Annotated in this window: 13 protein-coding genes; 2 read left to right on the plus strand and 11 right to left on the minus strand. The window is 44.7% G+C overall.

The window, feature by feature from the left end; all coding sequences use genetic code 11:
• Position 1: 1 nt before the first annotated feature.
• Genes K401_RS0128645 through K401_RS0128660 form a run of 4 tightly spaced genes read right to left on the minus strand, consistent with a single transcriptional unit; the run spans position 2 to position 4313 of the window.
• A complete protein-coding gene (locus K401_RS0128645; RefSeq protein WP_024296168.1) occupies positions 2-853 on the minus strand; it encodes a carbohydrate ABC transporter permease in 852 nt (283 codons plus the stop codon).
• Entirely contained in the window at positions 840-1757 is a 918-nt protein-coding gene (locus K401_RS0128650; RefSeq protein WP_024296169.1) for a carbohydrate ABC transporter permease, read from the minus strand. The genes K401_RS0128645 and K401_RS0128650 overlap by 14 nt, the downstream gene beginning before the upstream one ends.
• Before the next feature lie 8 nt (positions 1758-1765).
• Positions 1766-3124, minus strand: a complete 1359-nt coding sequence (locus K401_RS0128655) for an ABC transporter substrate-binding protein (protein WP_024296170.1) — start codon at positions 3122-3124, stop codon at positions 1766-1768.
• Between the two features lies 1 nt (position 3125).
• Positions 3126-4313 carry a hypothetical protein gene (locus K401_RS0128660; RefSeq protein ID WP_024296171.1) on the minus strand — a complete coding sequence of 396 codons (1188 nt, stop codon included), beginning with the start codon at positions 4311-4313 and terminating at the stop codon, positions 3126-3128.
• A 177-nt stretch (positions 4314-4490) separates the two neighbouring features.
• Between K401_RS0128660 and K401_RS0128665 the strand changes: the two genes are divergently transcribed.
• A complete protein-coding gene (locus tag K401_RS0128665; RefSeq protein WP_027352274.1) occupies positions 4491-5297 on the plus strand; it encodes a helix-turn-helix domain-containing protein in 807 nt (268 codons plus the stop codon).
• Between the two features lie 134 nt (positions 5298-5431).
• Here the strand turns inward: K401_RS0128665 and K401_RS0128675 are convergent, their stop codons facing one another.
• Genes K401_RS0128675 through K401_RS0128685 form a run of 3 tightly spaced genes read right to left on the minus strand, consistent with a single transcriptional unit; the run spans position 5432 to position 7908 of the window.
• A complete protein-coding gene (locus K401_RS0128675; RefSeq protein WP_027352273.1) occupies positions 5432-6172 on the minus strand; it encodes a sugar isomerase domain-containing protein in 741 nt (246 codons plus the stop codon).
• Between the two features lie 3 nt (positions 6173-6175).
• A complete protein-coding gene (locus K401_RS0128680; protein ID WP_198018293.1) occupies positions 6176-6907 on the minus strand; it encodes a creatininase family protein in 732 nt (243 codons plus the stop codon).
• Entirely contained in the window at positions 6904-7908 is a 1005-nt protein-coding gene (locus tag K401_RS0128685; RefSeq protein ID WP_024296175.1) for a phosphotriesterase family protein, read from the minus strand. Before K401_RS0128685 ends, K401_RS0128680 begins: the two co-directional genes overlap by 4 nt.
• 125 nt (positions 7909-8033) lie before the next feature.
• On the opposite strand from K401_RS0128685, the gene K401_RS34420 reads away from it, so the two are divergent.
• A complete protein-coding gene (locus tag K401_RS34420; protein ID WP_496196607.1) occupies positions 8034-8099 on the plus strand; it encodes a DUF6783 domain-containing protein in 66 nt (21 codons plus the stop codon).
• A 64-nt stretch (positions 8100-8163) separates the two neighbouring features.
• Here the strand turns inward: K401_RS34420 and ulaA are convergent, their stop codons facing one another.
• From ulaA to K401_RS0128705, 4 genes are read right to left on the minus strand one after another with little or no spacing between them, the layout of a single operon-like run.
• On the minus strand, positions 8164-9459 hold the full coding sequence (gene ulaA, locus K401_RS0128690; protein ID WP_024296176.1) for a PTS ascorbate transporter subunit IIC: 1296 nt from the start codon (positions 9457-9459) through the stop codon (positions 8164-8166).
• 23 nt (positions 9460-9482) lie between these two features.
• Positions 9483-9755, minus strand: a complete 273-nt coding sequence (locus K401_RS0128695) for a PTS sugar transporter subunit IIB (protein ID WP_242837920.1) — start codon at positions 9753-9755, stop codon at positions 9483-9485.
• 15 nt (positions 9756-9770) lie between these two features.
• Positions 9771-10205 (minus strand): PTS sugar transporter subunit IIA, encoded by a 435-nt coding sequence (locus K401_RS0128700; protein ID WP_024296178.1) that lies wholly within the window; start codon positions 10203-10205, stop codon positions 9771-9773.
• A gap of 9 nt (positions 10206-10214) precedes the next feature.
• The gene (locus K401_RS0128705) at positions 10215-12311 is read right to left on the minus strand and encodes a BglG family transcription antiterminator (protein WP_024296179.1); all 2097 of its coding nucleotides are present in this window, start codon (positions 12309-12311) and stop codon (positions 10215-10217) included.
• Positions 12312-12470: the final 159 nt, after the last annotated feature.

The following is a 12470-nucleotide window of genomic DNA, read 5'->3' on the forward strand; positions in this document are numbered from 1 at the left end:
ATCAACCTTTTACGCTGCCTGCGGCAATCCCATCCATAACCTTTCGCTGAGTCACCAGGAACACCAAAACCACCGGAAGTGAAATCGTGGTGGATAAGGCTGCGGTCATGGACATATCAACACCCAGGTCAGAATTTAAGTTTACCAGCATTGCTGCCAGATTATAAGTGCTCATATCCTTGGACAGCATCAGCACCGGAAGCCATAATCCCCAGCTGGACAAAAAAGAAATTAGTGTGGCCGTAGTAAACACCGGGTACATGACCGGCACCACAATCCGGAAAAACAGCTGAAACTCCCCGGCCCCGTCCAGAGTTGCCGATTCGATCAGATCATAGGGCAGGGACTTAAAAAAGTTTTTAAACAGGAAAAACGGCAGGGCCGCGCCCCACGCGCCTGTGGACGAGGCAAAGATGATTCCCCAGAAGTTGCCGGTTCCGTACAGCTTTAGCTGCACCACGATCACATACAGCGGAATGAGCAGCAGCACCGCCGGATACATCAGGCCTAAGCTGAAAGATTTCTCAATCACAGAAAATGCCGGCAGATCAGCTCTCCGGTAGAGGGCATAACCACCCAGTGACGTGGCAAGCACCACCAGAAGCGTGCTCCCTCCGGCGATGATCACACTGTTTTTAAAGTAATGCCCAATGGGATTGCCCGACAAAGTCATGATCCCCTGCCATCCCGACAGCACCCAGCGTTTGGGTAACAGGGACAGAGGGTACTTAATGATTTCCTGGTTGGTCTTAAAAGATCCGAAAAGCATCCACAAAAAGGGATAAATCATTATAAATGAAATCAGGGCCAAAATCAGATAAACCAACAGGGTAACCACCTTATTTGCTTTCATTGAACCGCCTCCTTCCCCATGAGCCTGCAAATGTCAGGCCAATGATCAGCAGGAACAGGAACGTGGCAATAGCTGTCGCCATGCCGAAGTCCATTTTTTCGTATTTGCTGTATGCATAGTAGGACAGAAAATTGGTGGCATAATTGGGACCGCCGAACGTGATGATCCTGGACACCGTATAGGTTTTCATAAACTGAATCACAGCGTACACCAGATTCAGCATCAGCGCAGGGCGCAGGGAGGGCAGGGTGATGTAGCGATACATCTGCCAGCCATTGGCGCCGTCAGTGGTTGCCGCCTCATACATGCTCCTATCGATCAGCTGATAATTGGTTAGAAAAATAATAGTGTAAAGGCCCACATGCTTCCACAGCTCCACAAAGGCAAGTACCACGATTGCCAGTCCGCCGCTGGTCAGCCAGCTCTGAGGCGGAATTCCCAGCAGCTTAAGCAGGCTGTTCATCGCACCATTGCTGTTAAAGAACTGCTTCCACACGACCGCACTGACCACGTCCGGCGTGATAAACGGGATAAATACCGCCAGCTTAAAGAGCAGGCGCGCTGGAGAAGAAAGCCCATGATAGTTTAACAGCTGGGCCAGCGCCAATGCCGCCACAAGATTTAAGGGCACACAGATGACGGTAAACAACAGGGTCACCCTCAGGGAATCCCAGAAGTAGGAGTCCTGAAACAGCTTAAGATAATTGCCCAGCCCAACAAATTCCGGCTTCGTCAATACCGTATTGGTCTTAAAAAAAGAATAAAAGATACTGGATAACATGGGATAAACGCCAAAGACGACCGAGAGCAGGCCAAAAAGGCCGATAAACAGATACAGTATCCAGTATTTTTTTAACGCAGCCCCCCATTTCCAATGGGAGGCCAGATTGTTTCGTGATCTCATGAAACACCTCACTTGTTCTGCTCAATCACTCTGTTCAGATCCTCATGCAGCTTTTCTACCGCGGCTTTAATCTCTGCCTCATCCTTTGCCTGATAGGCGCCGGTCAGCCCCTTTTCGTAGGTTTCCAGCAGCTCGGGATAATACGTAAAGCTTCCAACATAAGAATCACTTGGATAGATGGGAATCGAGGAGTCAAAGAATATTTTCTGGTTCTTGCTCAGCTGATTCTGATCCACCACATCATAATCCATACAGGAACCCATGGTATCAAAGCTGGCCTTTTGAGCAGCCTCCGACAGACAGTAGGATAAGAATACCTTAGCAGCCTCTTTCTCCGGCGCGTTCTTCGGCATCGCCAGTCCCCGGACTCCGCCCAGGAAGAGTCCGCCCTTCCCGCTGTTGTCTAAGGACGGCCAAGTGGTCACCTCGTATTCTCCGACACCGCTGTCCGGCTGATCCCAGCCGGCCGCGTTCCAGTTACCGACCCGGAACATGCCCACGCTTCCGCTCTGGATCTTGGTATACATTGCGGAAAAATCCTCATTAATTGCATCCTTGTCCCAGATGGCATCGGGACCGGAGTAAAGGCCGATGAGCTGCTCAAAATACTTCGCGTTTTTCTGAATCTGGCTCTCTGGTACGCTGTTAATCCACACATCATTCTGTCCGTTTCCTCCGGTTATAAAGAGATTAAAGATCTGATCCGGACTGGTTCCCAGATGCAGGGTCCAACCGGCAATTCCAGCCAGCTGATACTCCTTGCCCAGGGCCACAAATTTTTCAAAGGTGTCAGGAACTTTCTCTGCCGTAACTTCCACACCGGGCACATCAGTCTTATATCCCAGTCCGTTTACCGAGCGGTTGATGGGGAACGCGATGATCTGTCCATTGGCAGAAATAACCTTTTTGTCCGCATCCGTTACCTTCTCCTGATTGGGTGCCGCAGCCAAAACATCGTCCAGTGCCTCAAAGCCGCCGTTGGACTGCTGATGGGTGACCAGCAGACGAGAGGCCTCATTAAAGATCAGATCCACTCCGCCATTGGTGGTTACCGCCTGGAGCGCCTTGGTGGTCAGTGTCGCGTTGTCAAAGGTAACCGCGTTGATGGAAAAGTTGGGATATTCCTTCTGCATCTCGGCTTCAGCGGCCTTGAAGAATGGCAGGCGGGAGTCGTTACCCTCATACCAGATGGTGATGGTGACCGGATCTAAAACGGCCGCCGCTGATGTGCCGGTATCCTGGTCAGCCCCAGACTTGGCCGGCGTTTCCCCTTTCGTGTCCGTTGATCCGGGCGGAGCTGAATTGCTGCCGCAGGCAGTAATCAGCATGGCCGTAATCAGTAGCATCGCTGTTGTACGTTTCCTCATTTCAAATTCCTCCCAATTTTCTTATTTCTTTCATTGCATCAATTAGTTCCATTCTATATATGCCACGAAAACCTTCGTGAATAGAATCAAAAGAAACCGTATCGCTCTCCGGTGACCAACGGCAGTGCAGGTCACAGCGAATATCCGTAATAGGGGGATAAGGGGAATGAAATCTGCCAATCATCATCCCCTGTTTACTTTCGATATGGTACAGATATACTGGCCGATACTCTTTTTCGTCCTGATACCCGTCACCGATTACCCATTCGCCGTCCGGCGAGTAGCTGCAGTGTATGTCTTTACGAAACAATGGAGAGTCATAGCGCTCTTCTTGCTGCGTTTCATCCTGCAGAATATATAAGCCGGCCCCATTACCCCAGCCGCCGTAGATCATCAGGCGGCCACCGATGCCCCAGTGATAATGGGACGCATATGCGTAAGGCCTTAAAGGATAGACATTACCGTGCAGATCGCTGGTTCCCAAGGCGGTTTTCCATTCTCCATCTGCCTCAGGAAACACTCTGACCAAGAACAGGAACCGGTCGGATTCCCGGTTAAAGGTGATGTGATTAATGACGATCTTTTTATTCGGAGACCATGGCTGGGGCAGGGCATCATTGATCTGCCGGTAGTTCAAGATCAGCTTTGACTGCCCTGTTTGCATATCAATCAGAAAGACTCCGTCCTGCCCGGGAATGTGCACCCCGGCCAATGGATCCTTTTGATTGCAGTATCCATAGCCTGGGCGGAAATCATAGATACGGCTCATGTTGACAGACAAGCCCCAGCGGCCGTCAGGAGAAACGTTTGTCACTGGACGATCAAGCCTGCGCTCAGCTCCGGTCTTGATATTCTTAATCATTCCCCGGTAATTGCCGTTCTCATATATGTTGTAGATGATTTCTTCATAATTTAAGGGGTTCCACTGCAGCATTGCGCCCTGCTGAAAATTCCAGGCAGTTGTTCGGGCCAGCTCTTTAAATTCCCCCGTCCCCATGTCCAGCACACCCAGACGGCAGACATCCTTAAGTTCGGGCAGGCGGTCCATGAAGGACACCTGATGGCAAAGATGCAGTTTTTTATATGGATGAAATGCAGGAATGTCGTAATAGCCGAAAAAGTATTGTTTCCCATCCTTGGGCGATAGTCTGGTGATCCTGACATTGGTTGCATCTAAAATACCTTTCATTGTATATTTCTCCTCTAAAATGATTATTTGTTATTGACATTTAATTTCTTTAATTTATTATAAATATAAGGCAATATCAGATGTTTTGCAATTCAAAAACGGACCACGTTTTTGTATATTCAGACCATTTATTTTTTACATAATTACTGCTTCTTTTTTGAAAGGAAAGATGTGAAGATGGAGAAACTCAGTATTGTGGGAACCATGATTGACTTGAAGCCGCCTCTGCGGCTGATTCATATGCTGGAGAGGCCGGCTGATTTTTCCCTGAGTCTGCACAGCCATAGCTTTTTTCATATTATCTTTGTCACTTCGGGGACATTGGATATAATGGTGAAAAATCAGACGTATTCCATACATGAAAATCAGGCGGTGATTCTGCCGCCTTATCTTCCCCATACGTTAAGTTCTAAAACGGGATATGCACAGATAGGTATTGATGTTGAGGATGAGCCGGAGCATTATGAGATGTGCGCGCTGTTGAAACAGACCTTTCCAACCGGCTTCCACATACAAAACCTGCATATCCGCTCTGACCGGTTTGACAAATTCGTGAAAGGCTCCCATGACTTGACAAGGCTTAACCTTCTGAAGCTCCAGAACCGGGCAGAATCCCTGGTACTGCTTTTTATTGAGGAAGTTTCCGAGTCCCCCAACAATAATTTTCGGGACAAGTTTCTTGATATGATCGCTCATGACGAAGAGCTGAACATGTCGCTGGCAGAGATGTGCAGATATTTGAATCTGAGCAAAACGCATCTGGAACGGCTGGTGAAAGAAGAATTTGGATGCAGTGCGGTGGAGTATTATAGTAAGCTAAGGCTGATGAGGGCTTGCTTTTTGCTGCAGAATTCGGACTTGTCCATGAGAGAGATCAGCGAACGGCTGGGATTTTACGATGAGAGCCATTTTACCCGGTTTTTTAAGAGGCATAATGGGATGACGCCGAAGAGGTATAGGAACAGTTCCAGAATTGTACATTGAAAAAGCCGCACAATACTGATGCAGCTAAAGAGAAAATCCTCCATATTCACAAAGCCAAAGCCCATAATAAAAAAACTGCTGCAGGCACAAACAAATCAGCCCGCAGCAGTTTACTCTATCGGGATTTACTCCCTTTATAAATAGTGAATACAGCCTTTGTATTCTTCAAAAATTCTCTTATTGATCTCATCTCCTCCATCCGCATTTGCACTGTGAAGGACAGGCGGCCTGATTCCTCTTTCAGCCAGAATTTCAGCAGTTCTGACGGAAATGCCATTGACAATGGAGGCTCCGATTACAGTGGAGGTGGCTCCTGCCTTTTCCCGAATTCCTTTGATTGAAACACAGCCGTCTCCAAACTCTCCACCATTGTCGATGCAGATGTCACACAGCTCAAAAAGCCGTTTTCTGCTGCCGTGGCGGGAAGTACTCTTCTCAGAATATGCCTTATTGGTAATTCCGATCACAGTCATATTCTTGGCTTTGGCTTCCAGGGCCATTTCCACAATTCCAGCATTTCTTCCTGAAACAGAATGAATGAGAATCACATCTCCATCTTTTGCACTGGACTCTTGAAGAAGAGCCTTTGACTGACCTTCCAGCCTTTCAAATCTGCTTGTGAGAGTAACCGGGCGGACATTGAGCATAAGAGAAGGATTAAACAAAGGGTTGATCACTGCCAGGCCGCCGGCACGGTAAAACATTTCTTCTGATAAAATAGCTCCATGGGAGCAGCCGAACACATAGATGGAACGCTTTTGCCGGATTGCATCCGCAAAGCACTTTGCAGCAGCTTCCATGGCCTCTCCCTGGCTTTCCAGTACGGAATCCAGAATCCGTTCAATATTTTTAAAATAAGTCTTAATACCGTTCATGAATCACCTTTCCTTTGCCTTTTCCACGAGAGAAACCATCCGGTCCAACACATATTCGATGACTTTACGGCCTTTCTCCTCTGTTGCATCCTTTGCGTTCCCCATGACAGCGGTCTGAGTAAATTCGCTCCACCGGATAGGCGTCACGTCTATGAGTTCAGGCACCAGAGGAGTTTCATTGACTGCTTTTGACATGTCCACATGATCCTTGCACAAATACAGCATATACGAGGTTTCAATTTCATCTGCATGGAAAAATCCACCGTGAAAGTTCCCTGCTCCCATCACTTCCCCCAGAATTTCTCCTGCACCGGGATAGGTGAAATACAGGATCTTAAAATTTGGTTTTTCTTTCAGTACCTTTCTGGCAGCTTCCTTTATGGCACCGTTATTTCCCAGATGAGTATTGATCATAACAGCCATACGGAAACCGTTTCGCTCTGTTTCCAACAGAATTTCACAGAGCAGCTGTGTCAACAGCTCATTGCTGATACTGATGGATCCTTTCATTTCTCCCAGACTCCAGACCTGGGTGTAATGAATCACAGGAAGGATCAGGGAAGGAACCCGCTCAGAAAGCTTTTCACATAGCCTTTCAGCGAGAAAGGAATCCGTGCCTATAGGCAGGTGGGGACCATGGATTTCCACAGCGCCTAATGGGAGCAGGGCGATATCATGGGTTGGAATTAAGTCTCTGACCGACATTCCATCCAGTTCATTCATTTTATTGCTCATTTTCCCCCCTCCTGTCGAAAGGTGAAGCATTCTTTTGGATTGTTTATCAGGAATTTATCTGCCAGAGCCCTTCCGTCTAAGCCTGCTGTATCTGCTTCCTCTATGAATCTGGGGACCCACTTGTCTAATATGAACTTTAAGCCGATTCCGTAGCTGTAATTTCTGTAATAGGATTTTCTGGCGAGATCATGGCTGATCAAAAGGTGATCTTCATACCCTCTTTTACACAGCTCCAAAATTACGTGAATCCTCGCAGACTCCGGTGCATATTTTATTTTCCCAAGTCCGTCAAAGCTTAAAAATCCTCCGTGGGACAAAATTTTCTCATAATAATATAAATCCAGGTTCCGGTCCATATGCCCAAAGGAAACGCGGCTGATATCCACCTTTTCCCTTTCCAGAATCTCAATCTGCTCCAGCGCCATGGTTCCTGCCTCTGTATGGAGATGAACAGGAGCCTTTGTCTCATGATGGGCTGCTGCTATAGCAACAATAGTCTTGACCTCTAAGGGATTTATGCTGTTATAGCCTGTACCGGTTTTTACCTGCCCTGCTTTGTAAGGCGTTCCTTCCAGCCCCACTTCAACTTCACGGATTACGTGATCCGTCAGCTGGTCAACGGTTGCCTGTTCCATCCACTCCTGGTAAGTATGATAATTTCCTACAATGGGAATTAAATGCTCCGGCAGCTTTGCATCCCATAAAAAGGACTTATTAAACCCTGCTGTTGCAATGATCTGAATATCCAGTTCTTTTGCCAGTTCTGCAACTCCGGAAATATTTCTTCCATAGTCAATGGCAGTAGCATCCACAATAGTACAGCCGCCTAAATCCTTAAAATCCTGCATATCCCCTTTTGTTTTTTCAGGATCATCAAGAAGCAGGTCATCTGCATTTTTCTCCTTCCAATAAGGCGGTACGCACAACAAATGTTCATGGGAATAAGTAACTCCCATTTCTTCCGGTGAAATATCACCGAAAATCGTTCTGACAAAATTCATGATAATTCCTCCTGTCTGTCCATGCATTTATACGGGAAAGCATAGCCGTAAGTTTAAAAAAAACTCCGGCTATACCATTAAAATCATATTCTTTTAGGGTGTGTCTGAAAATTGCTTGTTCCAAGATGTGCATTACACTTTGTGGGAGATTTGTTCCAGATGAAGGCGGCGTAGTGGGCTACGCCAACTGAATTTGGAGCAAATATGCCGCAAAGTGGAGCGCGCAGATTGGGGCAATGAGTTTTCAGACACTCCCTAGAATAAAAAGCCGGCAATGAACCGGATAATCGGCCCAATGATAAACATATCGGAATCAGCAGCCCACATTACCACATCGGGAACCGTCGATGGAGCCAGGAACGTAACCATGATATATTGACCAACTGCAATGACAGTTGCAGTAATCACACCTGCAAACAGCGCACCTCTGATTCCTCCTGTTTTATTTCCAAAGACTCCTGCTGTTCCTGCATGGAAGAAAATAGCAATCATAGTTGGAACAAACACATAGCCTACGGTATTTCCTAAAACCACAAGCCAGACTAAGCTTGCTACAAATGCTCCCAGGAATCCGATAATAACCGCATTTGGTGCATAAGGATAAACAATGGGACAATCAAGGGCAGGTACTGCACCTGGAACAACTTTCGTAGCAATTCCCTTAAAAGCAGGTACCATTTCACCAATAAACATGCGGACCCCGAAAAGCACCACAGCAATACCGCCTGCAAATTGTAAACTGGTTAATATGGAGTATATGATAAAGCTTGTATCTCCTGAGGTTGCAAGAATCTCTCCGGCACCCTCTGTCTGTTTCATCATAAGAAGAACGGTACCAATGATGAACAAAACTGCCATGGTAATTCCGGTAACAATATTTGAATCCCTTAAGAATCCCCATTTATCAGAGATAACCAGATCTTCCGTGCTCTTGTCCTTATTTCCCACAAATTTGCCGGCCACTGCACCTAAAAATGCAACAGAGGCTGATGTATGTCCCAGTGCCACACTGTCATTTCCCGTGATCTTTCTTAAGAAAGGCTGTGTCAAAGCAGGCTGTAATGTCCAATAAACGCCCAGTACAATTGATAAAAATACTATTACTGCAAATGTATTGGCATTGATATTCTGATCAAAAATGATTCCTGCAAAAATAAGAGAAGTCCAGAACATCATATGACCGGTTAAGTAGATATACTTAAATTTTGTGAAACGTGCCAGCAGCACATTGATCAGAAATCCGAATGTCATAGAAAGGGTAACAACGGTACCGAATTTCTTAACAAAGTCATTCTGCCCCATGTAAGTACCAAGACTCTGGGCTTCCAGTCCAAAAACCTCAGCCCACATAGGCTGAAAAACATTTAATGAAGAAACCACAATTCCCGAACCGATTCCTATAATCTGAAAACCAATAATCGCTTTAATCGTTCCCTGGACCGTCTGACTGAATGACTTCTTTTGGAGAATTAACCCCAACATAACGATAATTCCTAATAAAAAGCCGGCATTCCCGAAAATATTAGTTGCAATCCAATTCACAGCTGCCATAACGAAACCTCCTCCGTAGGTAGTTAGAAAACATTATTTTCCTTTAAAACTCTTTTAATTTCTTCTTTGTCTATAAAATTATCCAGAATAATTACTTTTCCCCGCGGATTCTGAAGGGACTGTGCAATTTCCTTTGTTGTAACAATGAAGTCACATGCTTCAGCGCTTGCTGCAGAAGCATCGCTGTGTTCCACTTCCGCTTTTACTCCCTCTGTCTGAAAAACCTCCTCAATATTCATCCGAAGTATGAGGGATGATCCCATTCCCAATCCGCAAACTGCTAATACTTTCATCATTTTCATCTCCTTTGCTTAATTATTGTTTAACACTGACATCACCTCATCAGTTGTTTTGCACTGATACAGTTTTTCTATCACACGTTCTTTGCCTAAAAGTCCGGCTATTTTCGTCATAAACTCAAGATGCTCATTGTCATTGCTGGTTGCAAGTGCCATAATCAGCTTCACAGGATCATTGCTGCTTCCAAAAGAAACCGGATTTTTAAGGGTAATTAAGGATATTCCGGATTGAATGACCCCCTCCTCCGGCCTTGCATGGGGCATGGCAAAACCAGGTGCAATGGCAAAATAAGGACCGTTCTTTTCGAAGTTTTTCAGCATTGCATCAATATACCCCTGCCTGATATACCCTTCTTGAAGGAGCACCTGTCCGGCTTTTACAATTCCTTCCTGTGCATCAGAGGCATCAAGCCTTAATGCAATACATTTTTCATTGATAATACTCATACAATTCACCTACTTTAATTTTTTTATATATTCCAATAGCTGGTTCGGCGTTTTCACCTCTTTTTTATAGTCCAGGAAGGACTGGTTTTCACTTAACTCCATGAGAGCTGTCAGTGCTGTTGTATACTCATTGCCTGCAACATTACAGAAGCTGATAACCGTATCAATCTTTTTCCCATTTTCAAATACCACCGGCTCTTTTAATGTAATCAGACTGAATGCGGTCTTTTTCACGTTATTTTTATTTCTGGCGTGAGGCAGGGCAATTCCGTTGCCAATGGTGATATAAGAACCGAATTCTTTGATATTATTGATCATATCCTCCACATAGGACGGTAAGACACAATCCGTCTCTACCAGAAGGCCGCCCGCAGCATAGATAGCTTCCTGCCAGTCATGATACGTCTGATTGACAAGGATCCTGGTTTCAGGCAGAAACTTCAGTAAAATCTCATACTTAGAATGTTCCAGGTCTCTGATTCCATATAATTCCTTTAAATTTTTTTCCAAACGGGAACGATTGGTTATCACTGCATTCTGTTCTATTAGCTGCATCAGAGCGGATAAATCATTGCCCCCGCGGACCATTCCAGCTTTTATCAAAGCTTCTGTATCCTGCTCCGTCAGCAGCGGATTCACCTCCACCACATTGCTGATTGTATTTATTTTTACAGGGACTGTTGATACGAACAAATCAATATTCTGGTTATCCACATAAGCATCCAGCTTATAATAAGGGATCACATCTTCGATCACCACATCAAACTTCTGCATAATTTTATTTTTCACCATCTGAGCGGTTCCATAGCCCAAGCCACAGATCAGAACAATCCTGCGTACTCTTTTCTTCTGTTTGCGGACCTGTGAAATAATATTTTCAAGCAGCAAAGTGAAATAGCCGATATCATCCTGTGAAAACTTCTTTTCCAGATAATTTTCAAGCCCTTCTAAACTGCTTTCAACATCATGAAACGCTTCTCTGTATTCTTCTTTTATGTCCTGAAGAATTGGATTCTGAATGTAAATATTTCGCCTTACTCTCTCCACTGCTGCGTAGAAATGGTTGTTGAGCATATCCAGCGCCTCGTTTAAGCTGTATTCATTTGATAATGACTGAAAGGACCGGTTGGTGTATTTTTGAAGTAAATCAGAAACAAGGCGATGGATCCAGATCATACTTCCAATTAACAGATACTGATCTTTTTCGTTGCTTTCTATGGAATAACCCTTGTTTAGAACAATGACAAATTTAAAAAATTCTTCACAGGGCAGTTTGATCTTTAAGTTTTTCTCACAGGAAATGCTGATGGCTTCTGCCAGCTTTCTCCCTTCCAATCCAACGTATTCTTCTGTATCTGCTGAAACGTAACACCCGTTTCCTGTTCTGTAAAATATCAGGATCAGATTCACCATGGCCAGTATATAGATTTCATCATTCTGAATAACCGGAAGATATTCCCATATGGAGGAAAATAAGGCCTCTGCTTTCTGTTCTGATTGAAACTGGTTAAAAACCGCTCCGATCCATTCTCTTAAATAAGGATTGCAGTTGCGAAGAGCAAGCCTCCTGTGTTTACTGTCCTGGTTTGAAAGAGCACAGTATTTATAAAGCAAATCCATAAGCGCTGAACGGATGACCGTTTCACTTCCCTTCAGCTCAATCCCCATTCTCTTATGGTTTACAAGCTCCAGACCATATTCCCCGCATTTTTCCTTGACAACTGCAAGGGATTTCTTTACCGTAGACTTACTCACAGCCAGATAGTCTGTAATTTCATCGATTGTGTAGTGTAAATCAGCCAAATACCGAAAGAAGATGGTTTCACTGCGGTCTTCCTTTGAAAGGTAATACAGTTCTTTTGTGATGTGATCCAGTGTAAACTTCATGGAAAGAGGGGGGTTTTTTAAATAACATCTTTTATTATCAAGTACGAAACAGGCCTGTTGAGAGTTTTCCTTCAGAAAACTATTGATTAAGTCGACAGCATATTTAAAAGAACGTTCCGTATATCCAAATCTCTCTATTAACTCTCTGTAAATAAACCCATCCTTCGATGAATTTACCAGATAAAGAAGTTCGATTTCCCGCTTTCCGATTTGAAACATAGCTAAACTCCATTCTTTTAATATCCACTAGTTTATTTTATAATATAGGATAGCAATTTTAATGTAAAGGTTATCCTTGGGCTGTGTTTTTTACAACAAATACCCTAAATAAAATATTGTATATTCTATATTTTTGACAATTCTGTCAAAAAATATTGC

Source organism: Lacrimispora indolis DSM 755, assembly GCF_000526995.1.
GTDB lineage: Bacteria > Bacillota > Clostridia > Lachnospirales > Lachnospiraceae > Lacrimispora > Lacrimispora indolis.